The sequence below is a fragment of the Stenotrophomonas sp. JC08 genome, from assembly GCF_052180205.1.
In the GTDB taxonomy this organism is placed as follows: Bacteria; Pseudomonadota; Gammaproteobacteria; order Xanthomonadales; family Xanthomonadaceae; genus Stenotrophomonas.
Map to the genome: position 1 here is coordinate 1,376,751 of NZ_CP197473.1, position 16,982 is coordinate 1,393,732.

16 protein-coding genes are annotated in these 16,982 nt (G+C 66.0%); 10 read left to right on the top strand and 6 right to left on the bottom strand.

Annotated elements, in window-relative coordinates; all coding sequences use genetic code 11:
• Positions 1-41: 41 nt before the first annotated feature.
• The 4 genes from ACSBPQ_RS06275 to ACSBPQ_RS06290 are packed head-to-tail and all read left to right on the top strand — an operon-like array spanning position 42 to position 3,529.
• Positions 42-1,385: a TRZ/ATZ family hydrolase gene (locus ACSBPQ_RS06275; protein ID WP_442684175.1), complete on the top strand. Its 1,344-nt coding sequence runs from the start codon at positions 42-44 to the stop codon at positions 1,383-1,385.
• A gap of 27 nt (positions 1,386-1,412) precedes the next feature.
• Entirely contained in the window at positions 1,413-2,135 is a 723-nt protein-coding gene (gene ubiG, locus ACSBPQ_RS06280) for a bifunctional 2-polyprenyl-6-hydroxyphenol methylase/3-demethylubiquinol 3-O-methyltransferase UbiG (RefSeq protein WP_442684176.1), read from the top strand.
• Entirely contained in the window at positions 2,132-2,821 is a 690-nt protein-coding gene (locus ACSBPQ_RS06285) for a phosphoglycolate phosphatase (protein ID WP_442684177.1), read from the top strand. Before ubiG ends, ACSBPQ_RS06285 begins: the two co-directional genes overlap by 4 nt.
• A 21-nt stretch (positions 2,822-2,842) precedes the next feature.
• Positions 2,843-3,529, top strand: coding sequence for a phytoene/squalene synthase family protein (locus tag ACSBPQ_RS06290; protein WP_442684178.1), 687 nt, complete (start codon positions 2,843-2,845; stop codon positions 3,527-3,529).
• 219 nt (positions 3,530-3,748) lie between these two features.
• On the opposite strand, the gene ACSBPQ_RS06295 is transcribed toward ACSBPQ_RS06290, so the two are convergent.
• Genes ACSBPQ_RS06295 through yidD form a run of 3 tightly spaced genes read right to left on the bottom strand, consistent with a single transcriptional unit; the run spans position 3,749 to position 6,220 of the window.
• Entirely contained in the window at positions 3,749-4,600 is an 852-nt protein-coding gene (locus ACSBPQ_RS06295) for a M23 family metallopeptidase (protein ID WP_442684179.1), read from the bottom strand.
• The gene (locus tag ACSBPQ_RS06300; RefSeq protein ID WP_442684180.1) at positions 4,600-5,946 is read right to left on the bottom strand and encodes a dihydroorotase; all 1,347 of its coding nucleotides are present in this window, start codon (positions 5,944-5,946) and stop codon (positions 4,600-4,602) included. Before ACSBPQ_RS06300 ends, ACSBPQ_RS06295 begins: the two co-directional genes overlap by 1 nt.
• A gap of 1 nt (position 5,947) precedes the next feature.
• The gene (gene yidD / locus ACSBPQ_RS06305; protein ID WP_442684528.1) at positions 5,948-6,220 is read right to left on the bottom strand and encodes a membrane protein insertion efficiency factor YidD; all 273 of its coding nucleotides are present in this window, start codon (positions 6,218-6,220) and stop codon (positions 5,948-5,950) included.
• 262 nt (positions 6,221-6,482) lie between these two features.
• On the opposite strand from yidD, the gene dksA reads away from it, so the two are divergent.
• The gene (gene dksA / locus ACSBPQ_RS06310) at positions 6,483-7,703 is read left to right on the top strand and encodes an RNA polymerase-binding protein DksA (RefSeq protein ID WP_442684181.1); all 1,221 of its coding nucleotides are present in this window, start codon (positions 6,483-6,485) and stop codon (positions 7,701-7,703) included.
• Positions 7,704-7,904: 201 nt separating this feature from the next.
• Here dksA and ACSBPQ_RS06315 read toward each other — a convergent pair whose 3' ends face one another.
• The 3 genes from ACSBPQ_RS06315 to cysS are packed head-to-tail and all read right to left on the bottom strand — an operon-like array spanning position 7,905 to position 11,013.
• Positions 7,905-9,146 carry an MFS transporter gene (locus tag ACSBPQ_RS06315; protein WP_442684182.1) on the bottom strand — a complete coding sequence of 414 codons (1,242 nt, stop codon included), beginning with the start codon at positions 9,144-9,146 and terminating at the stop codon, positions 7,905-7,907.
• Positions 9,146-9,583 (bottom strand): SufE family protein, encoded by a 438-nt coding sequence (locus tag ACSBPQ_RS06320; protein ID WP_442684183.1) that lies wholly within the window; start codon positions 9,581-9,583, stop codon positions 9,146-9,148. The genes ACSBPQ_RS06315 and ACSBPQ_RS06320 overlap by 1 nt, the downstream gene beginning before the upstream one ends.
• Positions 9,584-9,639: 56 nt before the next feature.
• The gene (gene cysS, locus ACSBPQ_RS06325; protein WP_442684184.1) at positions 9,640-11,013 is read right to left on the bottom strand and encodes a cysteine--tRNA ligase; all 1,374 of its coding nucleotides are present in this window, start codon (positions 11,011-11,013) and stop codon (positions 9,640-9,642) included.
• Between the two features lie 252 nt (positions 11,014-11,265).
• Between cysS and ACSBPQ_RS06330 the strand changes: the two genes are divergently transcribed.
• The 5 genes from ACSBPQ_RS06330 to ACSBPQ_RS06350 all read left to right on the top strand — a co-directional run bounded on the left by ACSBPQ_RS06330 (position 11,266) and on the right by ACSBPQ_RS06350 (position 16,966).
• Positions 11,266-11,748, top strand: coding sequence for a hypothetical protein (locus ACSBPQ_RS06330; protein WP_442684529.1), 483 nt, complete (start codon positions 11,266-11,268; stop codon positions 11,746-11,748).
• Between the two features lie 304 nt (positions 11,749-12,052).
• Positions 12,053-13,063, top strand: coding sequence for an N-acetylornithine carbamoyltransferase (locus ACSBPQ_RS06335; RefSeq protein WP_442684185.1), 1,011 nt, complete (start codon positions 12,053-12,055; stop codon positions 13,061-13,063).
• 78 nt (positions 13,064-13,141) lie between these two features.
• The gene (locus ACSBPQ_RS06340; protein WP_442684186.1) at positions 13,142-14,338 is read left to right on the top strand and encodes an argininosuccinate synthase; all 1,197 of its coding nucleotides are present in this window, start codon (positions 13,142-13,144) and stop codon (positions 14,336-14,338) included.
• Between the two features lie 137 nt (positions 14,339-14,475).
• Positions 14,476-15,564: an acetylornithine deacetylase gene (locus ACSBPQ_RS06345; protein WP_442684187.1), complete on the top strand. Its 1,089-nt coding sequence runs from the start codon at positions 14,476-14,478 to the stop codon at positions 15,562-15,564.
• A 73-nt stretch (positions 15,565-15,637) separates the two neighbouring features.
• Positions 15,638-16,966 carry an acetylglutamate kinase gene (locus ACSBPQ_RS06350; protein ID WP_442684188.1) on the top strand — a complete coding sequence of 443 codons (1,329 nt, stop codon included), beginning with the start codon at positions 15,638-15,640 and terminating at the stop codon, positions 16,964-16,966.
• Positions 16,967-16,982 lie beyond the last annotated feature (16 nt).

Genomic DNA, 16,982 nt, shown 5'->3' on the forward strand with positions numbered 1-16,982 from the left:
GCATCCGGCGTCTGCCGGAAACTGCTCTGCAGGTGATGGTGATGAGCGTGAGTGAAGTGCAACCCCTGGCGTGTGATCTGCTGATCGAAGCCGGTTACGTGGTACCGGTCGAGCCGCACGCGGTGGTGCTGGAAGACCATGCCGTGGCGGTGACCGATGGCGTGATCGTGGCGATCCTGCCGCGTGCCGAAGCGCGCCGGCGATTCAATGCCAAAGTGGTGGTGTCGCGCCCGGAAGCGGCGCTGATTCCCGGGCTGGTCAACGCGCACACCCACAACCCGATGACGTTGCTGCGTGGCATCGCCGACGACCTGCCGCTGATGACCTGGCTGCGTGAGCACATCTGGCCGGTGGAAGCGGCGGTGATCGGCCCGGAGTTCGTCGCCGATGGCACCACCCTGGCCATCGCCGAGATGCTGCGCGGTGGCACCACCTGCGCCAACGAAAACTACTTCTTCGCCGATGTGCAGGCCGCCGTGTACAAGCAGCACGGCTTCCGCGCGCTGGTCGGTTCGGTGATCATCGATTTCCCCAGTGCCTGGGCGAAAAGCGACGACGAATACTTCGCCCGCGCCACCGAACTGCACGACCAGTGGCGTGGCGATGCGCTGATCGGCACCGCGTTCGCGCCGCATGCGCCGTACACGGTGAGTGATGCCAATTTCGAGCGGGTACGGGTGCTGTCCGACCAGCTCGATATTCCGGTACACCTGCACACGCATGAGACCGCGCAGGAGATCGAGGATTCGATCAGGCTGCATGGCCAGCGCCCACTGGCGCGGCTGGACCGGTTGGGGCTGGTCAACGACCGCCTGATCGCGGTGCACATGACCCAGCTCACCGAGGCTGAAATCCACCTGTGCGCCGAGCGCGGCGTCAGCGTGGTGCATTGCCCGGAATCGAACCTGAAATTGGCTTCGGGTTTCTGCCCGGCGTGCGCGCTGGTGAAGGCCGGCGTCAACCTGGCCATCGGTACCGACGGCTGCGCCAGCAACAACGACCTGGACATGTTCAGCGAGAACCGCACCGCCGCCATCCTCGCCAAGGCCGTGGCCAACGACGCCACCGCGCTGGATGCGGCGACCACGCTGCGCGCGGCCACGCTGGGCGGCGCACGCGCGCTGGGTTTCGGCGACCGCATCGGCTCCATCGAGGTCGGCAAGCAGGCCGACCTGGCCTGCGTGGACCTGTCCGCACTGGAAACCCAGCCGCTGCACCATGTGCTGTCGCAGCTGGTCTACGCCGCCGGCCGCCATCAGGTCAGCGATGTCTGGATCGCCGGCCAGCCCAAGCTGGTACAGCGCCAACTGGTCGACATGGATGTTGCGGCGATCACCGCCAATGCGCGCCAGTGGCGCGACCGCATCCGATCCATCCGCGCCTGAGCGCGGCGGCTTCACGAGGACATTGAAATGACCGCAACCCCGACATCCACCAATTTCGATCAGGCCGAACTGGACAAGTTCGCCGCGCTGGCCACCCGCTGGTGGGACGCCGATGGCCCGCAGAAGCCGCTGCACGCGCTCAACCCGGTGCGGCTGAAATACGTGTCCGACCGCGCCCCGCTGCGCGGTGCAAAGGTGCTGGACATCGGTTGCGGCGGCGGCCTGCTCAGCGAAGCGCTGGCAAAAGAGGGCGCGAATGTCACCGCGATCGACCTGGCGCCGGAACTGGTCAAGGTCGCGCGCCTGCACGGGCTGGAATCGGGTGTGAGCGTGGACTACCGGGTGCAGGCCGCCGAGGATCTGGCCGCCGAGCAGCCGGGCAGCTTCGACGTGGTGACCTGCATGGAGATGCTCGAGCACGTGCCGGACCCGGGGGCGATCATCGCCGCCTGCCATCGCCTGCTGCGTCCGGGCGGCAAACTGTTCCTGTCGACCATCAACCGCACTCCGGCCGCATTCGCGGTGGCCATTGTCGGTGCCGAGTACATCGCGCGGCTGCTGCCCAAGGGCACGCACCACTATCAGGAATTCATCAAGCCGGCCGAGCTGGGCGCGTGGCTGCGCCAGGCTGAACTGTCGCTGCAGGACGTCAGCGGCATGGCCTACGAGCCGTGGCGCAACCGCGCCCGTCTGAGCAGCCGCACCGACATCAACTACCTGGCCTACGCGGTCAAGCCGGAACAGGCATGACCTCCGCGTCGTTCCCGGCGGCAGTGCTGTTCGATCTGGATGGCACCTTGCTCGACAGCGCACCGGATTTCGTCGCCACCGCCAACCGTATGCGCGAGGCGCGGCAGATGCCGCCGGTGGATGCGGAGCAGCTGCGGGCGGTGGTGTCCAAGGGCTCGCGGGCGATGCTGGAAGTGGCCTTCCCGCAGATGGCCGAGAGCGAGCGGCATGCGCTGATCCCGGAGTTCCTGGGCATCTATGAATCGTTGATCGGCCAGCACGCGTGCCTGTTCGACGGTATCGAGACGATGCTTGCGGCCTTGGAGCAGGCCGGCGCGCGCTGGGGCATTGTCACCAACAAGCCCGAGTATCTGGCGCGGCTGATCGTGCCGCAGCTGGGCTGGGAGCAGCGCTGCGCCGTGCTGATCGGCGGCGACACGCTGGCCGAGCGCAAACCGCATCCGTTGCCGTTGCAGGTGGCGGCGCAGCGGATCGGCATGGCGGCGGCCAGCTGTGTCTATGTCGGCGATGACGAGCGCGACATCATTGCCGCACGGGCCGCCGGCATGCCCTCGGTGGCCGCGCTGTGGGGTTACCGTCTGGAGGGCGATGATCCGGCCACGTGGGAGGCGAGCCGCATCTGTGCGCTGCCGCACGAACTCTGGCAGGCCGCTGCGTGGCCGACCGCCCATCTGGCTTCGGCCTGATCCAATTATTCGAGGTATGACGTGAGTAGTGCGCTGGACAGCTTCCTGGACAAATGGCGTGCGCGCTGGCCGGAATGGGCCTTCGTGGAGCGGTTTGTCGACGAGGCCGATCGTATCCGTGCGGTGGCGTGGTTCGCGCTGCTGCAGGAGTTCGATGACATGCTCAATGCCAGCGGCGACACCACGCCGCAGGATGCCAAGCTGGCCTGGTGGGGCGAGGAACTGCGCAGCTGGGCCGGGCAACGCTCGCGGCATCCGCTGGGCCGTGTGCTGGAGCCGGTGCGTGCACCGTGGACGCAGCTGGCCGATGCCTTGCCCGATCTGATCGATGCGCGTGGGCAGGTAGCGGATGCCGCGCAGGCGCGTAAAGTATTGGCGCAATACGCCGCAGCTGTCGTGGCGGTGGAGGCAGTGATGTTCAACGGCAAGCCATCATCGCCGGACGCTGTCGATGCGCTGACCACGCAGATGCTGGCACTGCGCGTACAGGAGTCGGGTGCAGTGGCGGTGCCGCAGGCCTTCGACAGCGAGCAGGCGTGGGACAAAGCCTTGCAGGCAGCCTGGCCATCGAGGGTGGCCGGCCCGCGTCCGCGCCGTCTGTATTCGGTACTGGCACGTGGCCGCTTGCAGGCGCGGCTGAAGGGCGGCGAGTACCAGCCTAGCCCCGCGGGTCTGTTGTGGCGCAGCTGGTGGGCGGCGCGAGGCTGAGACATCAACAAGCCGTGCAGCTTCAATCCCTTCTCCCGTGTGCGGGTGATGAGTCCGTCCCTGCGAAGGCGGGGATGTCTGAAGAAAGGATGAGGAGCGTGCTGAACGGTTGATCGGCGTGCTTCGCGGCTTACGCCGCTCCTGCAGGTAGAGCCGCGCCATGTAGGCCACGGCTTTACCGGGGAAGCCCTTGCCGGGCATGGTTCGGCACGGCGGGTTCTAGTTGCCGCGCTCCAATACCAGCAGCGGATCGATACGCACATCGAACCAGTTCATGCCCCAGTGCAGGTGCGGCCCGGTTGCACGTCCCGTCGCACCGACTGCGGCAATCGTCTGCCCCTGTTCGATGCGCTCGCCCACCTTCACGTCGATCCGCGACAGGTGCAGGAAATTGGAGCTGATGCCGAAGCCGTGGTCCAGCACCAGCGTGCCGCCGGTCAGGTACAGGTCCGGGTTGGCGAAGGTGACGATGCCGGCAGCTGGTGCTTTCACCGGCGTGCCGGTTGGCACCGCGATATCCATGCCGGAATGACCGCTGCCGGGCTGCCCGTTGTAGACGCGGGCATTGCCGAAACGGCCGCTGATACGGCCCTGCACCGGCCACAGGAAAGTCTGGGTGAAGTCGGTGCGGGCGTCGTCGCGCTTGCGCGATTCGGTCACCTGCGCCTGTTCGCGCTTGATCCGCTCGGCGATGGCGGGCGGCGGATTCACCGTCTTCGGTGGCACGCCGTTGACCCGTTCCACCGGCCAGTCGCGCGCGCTGACCGTGATGCTGGCGGTCTCGCTGCTGCCATCCGGACGGCGCACCTGGACCTGCAGCGGACCTTTCTCGTCGCGGCCGATGCCGAACACCACGCTGCCATAGCCGCTGACCCGCAGCTCGCGGCCGGCATAGTGCACGCTGCTGCCGGCTGGCACCTTGCCGATCACCATCGCGCCCTGCGAGGCGCTGGCCGGGAACACCACGCGGTTGTCGACCAGATCGCCAATGCCGTCCTGTGCGTGCACGGACGGGGTGGGAAACAGGGGCGCGGCCAGCAGCAGCGCCCCGAGCAGGAGGGACGAACGCATCAGCGGTCGTAGGTCATGCGCTGGCCGGCCGGTGCGCCCACCAGCTTGCTGCCGTCCCACACCAGTTGGCCGTTGACCCAGGTGGCGGCGATGCGCGAGCGGAACGTGGTGCCCTCGAACGGCGACCAGCCGCACTTGGATAGCACGTCTTCGCGCTTGACCGTGAACGGTACGTCCTCCACCAGCACCAGATCGGCGAAATAGCCTTCGCGCAGGAAACCGCGCTGCTCCACGTCGAACAGCTGCGCCGGGGCATGGGCGAATTTCTGCACCACCTGCTCGCGGGTCAGCTTGCCTTCGTGCACGCGCTCCAGTGCGGCGACCAGCGCGTACTGCACCAGCGGCAGGCCGGAGGGGGCCTGTGCGTAGGGCTTCTGCTTCTCTTCCCAGGTGTGCGGGGCGTGGTCGGTGGCCAGCACGTCAAGCACGTCGTCGGCCAGCGCGGCGGTGATCGCCTCGCGGTCGGCCACGTCCTTGATCGCCGGGTTGCACTTGATCAGGTTGCCCTTGGTCGCGTAGTCCGGGCGGGCGAAGTGCAGGAAGTGCACGCAGGTCTCGGCGGTGATCTGTTTGCGGTTGCCGTCGGCGCGGATCAGCGGGCCCTTCTCGAACAGTTCCAGCTCATCGGCGGTGGAGATGTGCAGCACGTGCAGGCGGGTGCCGTGCTTGCGTGCCAGCGAGATCGCCAGCCGGGTCGACTTGATGCAGGCTTCGCGCGAACGGATGTCCGGGTGCATCTCCGGGGTCAGCGCGTCGCCGTACTTTTCCTGGAAGGCCTTCAGGTTGGCATCGATCATCGGCGTGTCTTCGCAGTGCGTGATGATCGGGGTCGGGCAGTCGCGGAAGATCGCGTCCAGGGTTTCCGGATTGTCCACCAGCATGTTGCCGGTGGAGGCGCCCATGAACACCTTCACACCCGGCGACTTCTTCGGGTCGAGTACACGGATCGCTTCCAGATTGTCGTTGCTGGCACCGTGGTAGAAGCCGTAGTTGGCCCAGGCACGGCCCTTGGCCGACTCGTACTTGGCTTCAAGCGCTGCCGAGTCCAGCGTCGGCGGGTTGGTGTTGGGCATGTCCATGAAGCTGGTCAGGCCGCCGGCCACCGCCGCGGCCGATTCGGTGGCGATGTCGCCCTTGTGGGTCAGCCCGGGTTCGCGGAAGTGCACCTGATCGTCGATCATTCCCGGCAGCAGCCAGCGCCCGGCCGCATCCACCACTTCCTCACCCTCGCGCGCGGTCAACCCGCTGCCGATCTGCGCGATGCGACCGTTCTCGATCCGCAGGTCGCCGTCGAAGGTGCGGCCTTCGTTGACCATGCGGGCGTTGGTGATGAGCGTGGAGGACATGTCAGTGTTTTCCTGTGCAACGGCAAGAGGGGGAGTCGGCGCGCTTGGGGACCGGGTCGAGGCCGCCCGGATGGAACGGCTGGCAGCGGCCCAGCCGCAGCAGCGTAAGCCAGCAACCACGCAGCGGGCCGTGTACGCGGATGGCCTCCATCCCGTATTCAGAACAGCTGGGGACAAAACGGCAGCGCGGCCCGAGCAGCGGGCTGATGAAGCGCTTGTACAGGCGCAGTACGGCAATGAGGAGGCGGCCGATCACCCATCCATGATATGCCAGTTGGCATTGCCGGGTGTTTTGTCGCACGATGCCCGGAAGGTGTTGCCGGAGGCAGAGCTGCCGCCGGCACCCGCCAGTCACGACCGAGGTGGCTGGTCACGTTCCGAACTGCGCGAGACGGTCCGGTGACGCCACCGGGCTGTATGGGCATACGCCGGACATCCGTTCATCCTGGGCGGGCTGGCGTGGTTGCTGCTGCTGGTCGGGTAGGCTATAAAGGCCCGCTTTCCCGGGCCCCGGGGGAAACAAGGAAGAGCGTTTCGTGGCTGCTAAAAAAACTGCAAAAAAGGCCGTCAAGGCCGCCAAGAAAACCGCCAAGCCTGCAGTAACCAAGGCGGTGTCCAAGCCGGCTGTAAAGAAACCGGCGGCCAAGCCTGCGGTCAAGAAGGCAGCCGTCAAGAAGGCCGCTGTGAAGAAGGCAGTTGCCAAGAAGGCGGTTGTCAAGAAGGCGGTTGTCAAGAAGGCGGTTGTCAAGAAGGCAGTGGCGAAGAAAGTGGTGGCGAAGAAAGCCGCTCCTGCCAAGGCGCCAGTGAAAAAGACTGCCGCCAAAGCGGCACCTGCCAAGAAAACCGCTGCCAAGAAGGCGGCGGTGGAAAAGATCGTCAAGAAGGCCGTCAAGAAAATTGCCGCGCTGGTCAAGAAGACGCCCAAGCCCGCACCGGCAGCCGTTGCCAAAAAGAAGCCTGCCAAGCCTGCCGTGGCCAAGGCAGTGAAAACCGCCGCCACCAAGTCCGCGGCCAAGTCCGTACCGAAGCCGGTGTCCGCACCAGCTCCGGCCAAGTCTGTCACGGTCAACGTCGCCAAGACGGTCGCCGCACCGGCCTCCAAGCCGGCCGCTGCCAAGTCGTCACCGGCATCCAAGACCCCGCAATCCAAGAATCCCGTGTCTGCACCGAAATCCCCTGCAAAAACATCCGTGAAATCCCCCGCAAAGGTGGTCACCAAATCCGCCGCCCCGGCCGCCGTCCGTCCGGTCGGAAAAGTCGCCGTGGCGGTGACCGCGCGTTCGAACGCACCGGCTCCGCGCAGCAAGTACAAGGTGGTTGAATACAAGATCGACGAAGCCACCGGTCGCCCGATCCTGCCGGAGGGCTACAAGCCGTCGGCCGATGAGGAATATATGAATGCGTTGCAGCAGGAGTACTTCCGCCAGCGGCTGCAGGAGTGGCGCGCCGATCTGGTCGAAGAGTCCAAGCAGACCATCGAGAACCTGCGTGAGGAAGTACGCGATATCGGTGATGAGGCCGAGCGTGCGACCCGTGAAACCGAGAACTCGCTGGAACTGCGTACGCGTGATCGTTATCGCAAGCTGATCGGCAAGATCGACAGCACGCTCAAGCGCGTGGAGGCCGGTGATTACGGCTACTGCGTGGATACGGGCGAAGAGATCGGTCTGGACCGGCTGGAGGCCCGCCTCACCGCCGAGCGCACGATCGACGCGCAGGAGCGCTGGGAGCACCTGCAGAAGCAGCAGGGCGACTGAGTCCGCTGCCGTTGCAATCCCCTTGGAAACCCCGCTCCGGCGGGGTTTCCTGTTTGCAGGAGAGGGCATATCTGGCGTCGAAATCCATATGCGGCGCGCGCTGGCGCTGGCGCGCGAAAACATCGCAGGCGGTGGTCGTCCGTTTGCCGTGGTACTGGTCAGGGAGGGGCGGGTGCGTCCGGCCCGCAGTGGAATCCTGGGCTATTGCAGATCGCGCAGGTTCAAGCGCCGCAGCAACGGTGCCTTCCAGGCGGTGATGCCGGCCACCCCCAGTACCGCGAAGCCGCCGATGACCACCGCCGGCACCAGGCCGAGCAGCCGCGCCATGCTGCCACCGTAGAAGGCGCCCAGCTCGTTGGAGGAACTGATGAAGATGCCGTTGATCGACGAAACCCGGCCGCGCATCTCATCCGGTGTCGCCAGTTGCAGGATGGTGGAGCGCACCACCACCGATACCCCGTCGCAGGCACCGTAGAACAGCAGGATCATCGCCGACAGCCAGAAGTGGCGCGACAGCCCGAAGCCGATCACGCACAGGCCGAAGCCGGCCACTGCCAGCAGCAGTGTGCGCCCGGCATTGCGATGCAGCGGATGCCGGGCCAGCCACAGGCCCACGCAGATCGAGCCCAGTGCCGGTGCCGCGCGCAGGATGCCCAGTCCTTCCGGACCGTGCAGCAGGATGTCGTGGATGAAGGCCGGCAGCATTGCCACCACGCCGCCGAGCAGTACCGAGAACATGTCCAGCGCCATCGCCCCAAGCATGATCTGGTTGGAGAGCACGAAGCGCGCCCCTTCGGCGATGCTGGAAAAAATCGGGGCGCGGGTGGCAGGCGGCGGTGGTTCCTCGACCTTCAGCTGTGCCAGTGCCGCCAGCGCGATGGCGGCCATCACCGCGGCCACCGCATAGGCCAGGCCCTTGCTGCCCCAGCCGACCAGCGCGCCGCCCAGTGCCGGGCCGATCACCATGCCGGCCTGGAACACCACGCTGCCAAGGCCGGCGCCGTGTGCGAACTGCGAGCGCTGCAGCACCCGCGCGAACAGTGCGTTGTAGATCGGTGACAGGAAGGCGCGGACCATGCCGGTCAGCGCGATGGCCGCGTAGATCGGCCACACGCCTTTGAACGGCAGCCAGCCCAGGGCCACCGCGCACAGGATGACGGCCGTGAGGATCAGCCCCGCAATGGCCACCATGCCCAGCCGGCGCCGCGGCAGATGGTCCACCAGATAGCCGGCAAACGGCGCCACGCAGAAGAACGGCAGCACCTCGGCCAGCCCGATCAGCCCCAGCGAGAACGGATTGCGGGTGATTTCGTAGATGTGCCAGCCCACCGTGACCGCGACGATCTGGTAGGACAGCATCGAGGCGATGCGGTACAGCAGCAGGTGGGCAAAGCCCGGTTGGCGCAGGATTGCGCCGGTGCTGCTGTCCGCGGCGGTGGCCATTACCGCTGCGCTTGGGCGGTGTCGCGGATGAAGGCGAGCATCGCCGCCAGCCCGTTGCTGCGGGTGGGCGAGAGGTGCTTGGCCAGGCCGATGGCGGCCACGTAATCCGGCTCGGTGGCCAGGATTTCGGCGGCGGAACGGCCCGAGTAGACGCGCAGCGCCAGGTAGATCAGGCCCGAGACGATGGCCGAATCACTGATCGCGTGGAACACCAGCTTGCCGGCATCGCCTTCGGGCACGATCCACACCATCGACTGGCAGCCATGCAGGCGGTGTTCTTCGGTTTTCCACGCATCCGGGAAGGTGGGCAGCTTGCGGCCGAGGTCGATCAGGTACTGGTAGCGTTCGGACCAGTCGCCGAAGAAGGAGAACTCTTCGGCAATGGCGGCCTGCGCCTCGGCGGCGGTGGGTTCGAGCGGGAACGGGGAATTGGTCACAACAGTCTCTGGCAGTGGGGGCGTGGTTGGCGGCATCGCTCGCCTGTCACGGTGGATCAGGCGTGCTTGCGCACCCAGCGCACACCTTGCGGGGTGTCTTCCAGCACGATGTTCTCGGCGGCGAGCTGGTCGCGGATGGCGTCGGCGCGGGCGAAGTCGCGGGCCTGCTTGGCGGCGATGCGCTCATCGACCAGTGCCTGGATGCGGGCATCGTCGCTGGCGTCGGCACCCCGGCTGAACCAGTCGGCTGGCGCCTGCTGCAACAGGCCCAGCGCCAGGCCGGCACCGAGCAGTTCGCGCTTCAGGCGGGCCTTGTCCTGGGCCGTTTCGGCCTTGCGGGCTTCGCTGGCGATGCGGGCCACTTCAGCCAGTGCCAGCGGGGTGTTGAGATCATCGTCCAGCGCAGCCTCGACTGCCACCGGAATTTCAGCAGTAGCCTCGATATCGGCCAGATCACGCAAGGTACCGTACAGCCGGTCCAGGGTGCGCACCGATTGCTCGATCAGTGCATCGGACCAGTCCAGCGGCTGCCGGTAGTGCGCCGACAGCAGCGCGTAGCGCAGCGCCTCGGGCGGGTGCTTGCGCACCAGGTCGTGCACGCGCTCGATGTTGCCGATGGACTTGCTCATCTTGGCGCCGCCGAAGTTGAGCATGCCGTTGTGCAGCCAGAAGCGGGCGAAGGTCTTGCCGCCGTGGGCGCATTCGCTCTGCGCGATCTCGTTCTCGTGGTGCGGGAACTGCAGGTCCACGCCGCCGGCATGGATATCGATGGTTGGGCCCAGGTGCGCGGCGGCCATCGCCGAGCATTCGATGTGCCAGCCCGGGCGGCCACGGCCCCACGGCGACTCCCAGCCGGGCAGGTCGTCGGTGGACGGCTTCCACAGCACGAAATCGCCCGGATCGCGCTTGTACGGGGCCACGTCGACGCGGGCGCCGGCCAGCATTTCGTCCGGATCGCGGCGCGAGAGCTTGCCGTAGTCCTTGAAGCTGCTTACCGAGAACAGCACGTGGCCTTCGGCGGCGTAGGCGTGGCCGCTGTCGATCAGGCCCTCGATCATGCTGATGATCTGCGGGATGTGGGCGGTGGCTTCAGGCTCGATATCCGGCGGCACCACGCCCAGCGCGGCCATGTCTTCACGATAGGCAGCGGCGAAGCGGTCGGTGATGGCCGAGATCGGCACGCCCTGTTCCCTGGCGGCGGCGTTGATCTTGTCGTCCACGTCGGTGATGTTGCGGGCGTAGCGTAGGGCGCCGTAGCGGCGCCGCAGCAGGTCGGCCAGTACCCCGAACACCACCGGGCCGCGCGCGTTGCCGATGTGCACGTAGTTGTAGACCGTGGGACCACACACATACATGGTCGGGGCGGAAGGATCGAGCGGAGCGAACGGCTCCAGCTGCCGCGTCAGGTTGTTGTGCAGGCGCAGGGTCATGGGTATCCGGGGGAGAAGCGAATCCCCGCGATTCTAGCGGGCCCGGCCCGGCGGGGCACGCCCCGGCTGGGCAAGCGCAGGGTGGAAGGGTTATGTTCAGCCCCTTCCGGGCCGCGCTGTCTACACTATCGGCCACCACCGACATCTTCCTGCCCGCTGCCAGTGTCAAAACATCCCGCACCGTTTTTGCCGATTTTCTGCCTGCTGACGTTCTTCGTCGCACCGGCGTGGGCGCAGCAGGAGCCGGAGGTGATGGAGACGCCCGAGCGCAACCGGGTGGTGGTGGTCGAGAACGTGCGTTATGACTACGCGCAGGTGCTCAACGTCGAGCCAGTATTCCAGACGTTGCGGGCATCGCGCACCGAAGAGCAGTGCGAGCCGGTGAGCACCCGCACGCTGGCGCCGGTGCAGGTGAAGGGTGAAGAGAGCAAGGGTGGCTTCCGCCGTTTCTGGGATTCGGTGCGCGGCATCTTCACCGAGCGGAGTGAGGAAGACGAGGCGGCGGTACTGGCCCACGCCGGCAGCGGGAATGCCGCCCTGTTGACGCCTGAATGCAAGATCGTCGAGGTCGGGCGCGAGTTCCGCCGGGCAATCGCCTATGACGTGGATTACGTCTACAAGGGCGTCAAGTTCCGCTCGCGCCTGCCGGAAGATCCTGGAAACCGGCTCAAGCTGCGGGTCTCGATCACGCCCGATATCGGCTCGCTGAACCCGGAAACGGCGGATGATCGCTGAATTGCTGCGCCGCGGCACTTGCGTGGTCGCGGTACGCATGCGACTATTCGCCCGATGAAATCGAACAGCTCCCAGCTTGGTATCAGCGCCGCCCGGATGGCTTCCGGCATGACGTCGCGTGCCCGCCGACCGGAACCCCACAATTTCGCTGGGTAACCGGAGCTTCGCGCTGTCTGTTCGGAAAACCCAGCCCAGGCTGGGTTTTTTCGTTTCCGATCCGTTGAAAGTTTCAAGTGTAATGAATGGCGCGCCCGCGCACCCTCCGCCGGCAACGACGGATTTCCCCGCAGCGAAGGAAAGATCGATGTCTTTGAAGCACTTCTTGAACACCCAGGACTGGAGCCGCGCCGAACTGGACGCATTGCTCACCCAGGCGTCGTTGTTCAAGCAACACAAGCTGGGTGATGAGCTCAAGGGCAAATCGATCGCCCTGGTGTTCTTCAATCCGTCCATGCGTACCCGCACCAGCTTCGAGCTGGGCGCGTTCCAGCTGGGCGGGCATGCGGTGGTACTGCAGCCGGGCAAGGACGCGTGGCCGATCGAGTTCAACCTCGGCACGGTGATGGACGGGGATACCGAGGAGCACATCGCCGAAGTGGCCAAGGTGCTGGGCCGTTACGTCGACCTGATCGGCGTGCGTGCGTTCCCGAAGTTCGTGGACTGGAGCAAGGACCGCGAAGACCAGGTGCTCAAGAGCTTTGCCAGGTATTCGCCGGTGCCGGTCATCAACATGGAGACCATCACCCACCCGTGCCAGGAGCTGGCGCACATCCTGGCGCTGCAGGAGCACTTCGGCACCACCGACCTGCGCGGCAAGAAGTACGTGCTGACCTGGACCTACCACCCCAAGCCGCTGAACACCGCGGTGGCCAACTCGGCGCTGACCATCGCCACGCGCATGGGCATGGACGTGACCCTGCTGTGCCCGACCCCGGACTACATCCTGGACGAGCGCTACATGGGCTGGGCCGAACAGAACGTCGCCGAGAGCGGCGGCTCGCTGCAGGTCAGCCACGACATCGCCAGCGCCTACGCCGGTGCCGATGTGGTCTACGCCAAGAGCTGGGGCGCGCTGCCGTTCTTCGGCAATTGGGCGCCGGAGAAGCCGATCCGCGACCAGTACCAGCACTTCATCGTCGATGAGGCCAAGATGGCACTGACCAACAACGGTGTGTTCAGCCACTGCCTGCCGCTGCGCCGCAACGTCAAGGCCACCGACGGGGTGATGGACTCGCCGCAGTGCATCGCCATCAACGAGGCCGAGAACCGTCTGCACGTGCAGAAGGCGATCATGGCCGCGCTGGCCGGCCGCTGACCGCTCCGCGCTATCCCACACAAACCTGCCGGGCCTGTCCCGGTGCTACAGACCGCATTCCACCTGGACCCTGACCCCATGAGCAAGAAAGATATCGTCCTCGCCTTCTCCGGCGGCCTCGACACCAGCTTCTGCGTGCCATACCTGCAGGAGCGCGGTTACAACGTGCACACCGTGTTCGCCGACACCGGCGGCGTGGATGACGAGGAGCGCGATTTCATCGAGAAGCGTGCCGCCGAGCTGGGCGTTGCCAGCCACGTCACCGTCGATGGTGGTCCTGCGATCTGGGAAGGCTTCGTCAAGCCGTTCGTGTGGGCGGGCGAGGGCTACCAGGGCCAGTATCCGCTGCTGGTATCGGACCGCTACCTGATCGTGGATGCCGCGCTCAAGCGTGCGGCCGAGCTGGGTACCAACGCCATCGCCCACGGCTGCACCGGCATGGGCAACGACCAGGTGCGTTTCGACCTGGCGGTGAAGGCGCTGGGCGATTACGAGATCGTCGCGCCGATCCGCGAGATCCAGAAGGAGCACACCCAGACCCGCGCCTACGAGCAGAAGTATCTGGAAGAGCGCGGCTTCGGTGTGCGCGCCAAGCAGCAGGCCTACACCATCAACGAGAACCTGCTGGGCCTGACCATGTCCGGCGGCGAGATCGACCGCTGGGAAGCACCGGGCGAGGGCGCCCGTGGCTGGTGCGCACCGCGCAGCGCATGGCCGGTCGAGCCGCTGACCGTGACCTTGAAGTTCGTCGAAGGTGAAGCCGTTGCGCTGGATGGCAAGGCGTTGCCGGGCGAGCAGATCCTGGCCCGCCTCAACAAGATGTTCGCCTCCTACGGCGTGGGCCGTGGCGTCTATACCGGTGACACCGTGATCGGCCTGAAGGGCCGCATCGTGTTCGAAGCGCCCGGCCTGGTGTCGCTGTTGACCGCGCATCGCGCACTGGAAGACGCGGTGCTGACCAAGCAGCAGAACCGCTTCAAGCCGGACGTGGCGCGCAAGTGGGTGGAGCTGGTGTACGAAGGCTTCTACCACGACCCGCTGAAGACCGACATCGAAGCGTTCCTGAAGTCCTCGCAGGCCAAGGTCAATGGCGAAGTGGTGCTGGAAACCCGTGGTGGCCGCGTCGATGCGGTGGCCGTGAAGTCGCCGCACATCCTCAATGCCAAGGGCGCGACCTACGCGCAGTCGGCCGACTGGGGCGTGGAAGAAGCCGAGGGCTTCATCAAGCTGTTCGGCATGAGTTCCACGCTCTTTGCTCAAGTCAACCGGGGTTGACTGAGCGCGAGCTCACGCATCCCACCTTAACCCCGCGCCTTCGGCGCGCCCCCTTCAACAAGAAGGGGGCTCTCCTCCAGACGCGATACGGTAGCGCCGGGCCACGCCCCGGCGGAATTCCACAGGAATGTTGATTCATGCTTGAACAGACGCTGGACCACCTGCAAGCGCTGGTGTCTTTCGACACCCGCAATCCGCCGCGTGCCATCACCACCGGCGGCATCTTCGATTACCTGCGTGACAACCTGCCGGGTTTCAACGTCGAGGTGATCGATCACGGCGCCGGTGCGGTCAGTTTCTACGCGGTGCGTGGCACGCCGAAGTACCTGTTCAACGTGCATCTGGACACCGTGCCGGATTCCCCGCACTGGAGTGCCGATCCGCACGTGATGCGCCGTCTGGAGGATCGCGTGGTTGGCCTGGGTGTTTGTGACATCAAGGGCGCGGCCGCGGCATTGGTGGCCGCGGCCAACCTCACCGATGGCGATGCGGCGTTCCTGTTCTCCAGTGACGAGGAAGCCAACGATCCGCGCTGTATCGCCGCCTTCCTGGCCCGTGGCATCCCGTATGAGGCGGTGATCGTCGCCGAGCCGACGATGAGCGAGGCAGTGCTCGCACACCGGGGGATCAGCTCGGTGCTGATGAAATTCGCCGGCCGTGCCGGGCATGCCTCCGGCAAGCAGGATCCGTCGGCCAGCGCGCTGCACCAGGCGATGCGCTGGGGCGGCAAGGCGCTGGATCATGTCGAGTCGCTGGCGCATGCGCGCTTCGGCGGTCTGACCGGCCTGCGTTTCAATGTCGGCCGCGTCGAAGGTGGCATCAAGGCCAACATGATCGCCCCGGAGGCCGAGCTGCGCTTCGGCTTACGTCCGCTGCCGTCGATGGATATCGATGCGCTGCTGGGCACCTTCGCCGGTTTTGCCGAACCGCAGGCCGCGCATTTCGAGGAAACCTTCCGTGGCCCCAGCCTGCCGTCCGGCGACATCGCCCGTGCCGAGGAGCGCCGTCTGGCCGCACGCGATATCGCCGACGAGCTCGGCCTGCCGATCGGCAGCGCGGTGGATTTCTGGACCGAGGCCTCGCTGTTCTCGGCCGGTGGCTACACCACGATGGTCTACGGCCCGGGCGATATCGCCCAGGCCCATACCGCCGACGAGTTCGTGACGCTGGAGCAGTTGCAGCGTTACGCCGAGTCGGTACACCGCATCCTGCAGCGCGGCGCCTGAGCCGCGCGTGGCCCGGCGGCCTGCCGCCGGCTTCTTTCCCGTGACCCATCCGGTCGCTACGTAGATACAAGCAATGTCCCCAGCCATGCAGCCGCACCGCCAGACCCGCCAGACCATCGTCCGCCTGCTTTCGAGCATGGCCAGCGCGAAGGAGATCAGCCAGTACCTCAAGCGCTTCTCGCAGCTCGATGCCAAGCGCTTCGCCGTGGTGAAGGTCGGCGGCGCGGTGCTGCGTGACGATCTGGACGCGCTGACCTCGTCGCTGTCGTTCCTGCAGGAGGTCGGCCTGACCCCGATCGTGCTGCACGGCGCCGGCCCGCAGCTGGATGCCGAACTGTCGGCCGCCGGCATCGAGAAGCAGACCGTCAACAGCCTGCGCGTGACCACGCCGGAGGCATTGGCGATCGTGCGCAAGGTATTCCAGCAGTCCAACCTCAAGCTGGTGGAAGCGCTGCAGCAGAACGGTGCGCGTGCCACCTCGATCACCGGCGGCGTGTTCGAGGCCGAATATCTGGACGTGGACACCTACGGCCTGGTTGGCGAGGTGAAGCGGGTCAACCTGGCGCCGATCGAGGCCAGCCTGCGTGCCGGCTCGATCCCGGTGATCACCAGCCTGGGCGAAACCCCGAGCGGGCAGATCCTCAATGTCAATGCCGATTTTGCCGCCAACGAGCTGGTGCAGGAACTGCAGCCGTACAAGATCATTTTCCTCACCGGCACCGGTGGCCTGCTGGATGAAGAAGGCAAGCTGATCGACTCGATCAACCTGTCCACCGAATACGACCAGCTGATGGCACAGCCGTGGATCCACGGCGGCATGCGGGTGAAGATCGAACAGATCAAGGACCTGCTGGACAAGTTGCCGGAAGAGTCTTCGGTGTCGATCACACGCCCGGCCGATCTGGCCAAGGAGCTGTTCACCCACAAGGGTTCGGGCACGCTGGTACGGCGTGGCGAGAAGGTGCTCAAGGCGACCTCATGGGAGCAGCTGGACACCGCGCGACTGAAGACGCTGATCGAATCCAGCTTCGGCCGCACCCTGGTGCCGGACTACTTCCAGAAGACCAAGCTGCTGCGCGCCTACGTCAGCGAGAACTACCGCACCGCGGTGATCCTCACCGACGAGGCCGAGGGCGTGTACCTGGACAAGTTCGCGGTGCTCGACGACGCACAGGGCGAGGGGCTCGGCCGTGCGGTGTGGAACGTGATGCTGGAGGAAACCCCGCAGCTGTTCTGGCGCTCGCGCAACGGCAACCCGGTCAACCATTTCTACTATTCCGAATCCGATGGCTGCTACAAGCTCGACCACTGGAAGGTGTTCTGGTTCGGCGCCAACGACTTCGACAGCATCAAGGGCTTTGTGAAGCATTGCGGCGAACGCAAGGCGAGCCTGGAGGGGTGAGCCAATGACGTCGGCC

Coding starts and splice junctions, on each gene's coding strand:
- ACSBPQ_RS06275 (WP_442684175.1), top strand. CDS start 42: ATGAGCGTGAGTGAAGTGCAACCCCTGGCGTGTGATCTGCTGATCGAA.
- ubiG (WP_442684176.1), top strand. CDS start 1,413: ATGACCGCAACCCCGACATCCACCAATTTCGATCAGGCCGAACTGGAC.
- ACSBPQ_RS06285 (WP_442684177.1), top strand. CDS start 2,132: ATGACCTCCGCGTCGTTCCCGGCGGCAGTGCTGTTCGATCTGGATGGC.
- ACSBPQ_RS06295 (WP_442684179.1), bottom strand. CDS start 4,600: ATGCGTTCGTCCCTCCTGCTCGGGGCGCTGCTGCTGGCCGCGCCCCTG.
- ACSBPQ_RS06300 (WP_442684180.1), bottom strand. CDS start 5,946: ATGTCCTCCACGCTCATCACCAACGCCCGCATGGTCAACGAAGGCCGC.
- ACSBPQ_RS06315 (WP_442684182.1), bottom strand. CDS start 9,146: ATGGCCACCGCCGCGGACAGCAGCACCGGCGCAATCCTGCGCCAACCG.
- cysS (WP_442684184.1), bottom strand. CDS start 11,013: ATGACCCTGCGCCTGCACAACAACCTGACGCGGCAGCTGGAGCCGTTC.
- ACSBPQ_RS06330 (WP_442684529.1), top strand. CDS start 11,266: ATGGAGACGCCCGAGCGCAACCGGGTGGTGGTGGTCGAGAACGTGCGT.
- ACSBPQ_RS06335 (WP_442684185.1), top strand. CDS start 12,053: ATGTCTTTGAAGCACTTCTTGAACACCCAGGACTGGAGCCGCGCCGAA.
- ACSBPQ_RS06340 (WP_442684186.1), top strand. CDS start 13,142: ATGAGCAAGAAAGATATCGTCCTCGCCTTCTCCGGCGGCCTCGACACC.
- ACSBPQ_RS06345 (WP_442684187.1), top strand. CDS start 14,476: ATGCTTGAACAGACGCTGGACCACCTGCAAGCGCTGGTGTCTTTCGAC.
- ACSBPQ_RS06350 (WP_442684188.1), top strand. CDS start 15,638: ATGTCCCCAGCCATGCAGCCGCACCGCCAGACCCGCCAGACCATCGTC.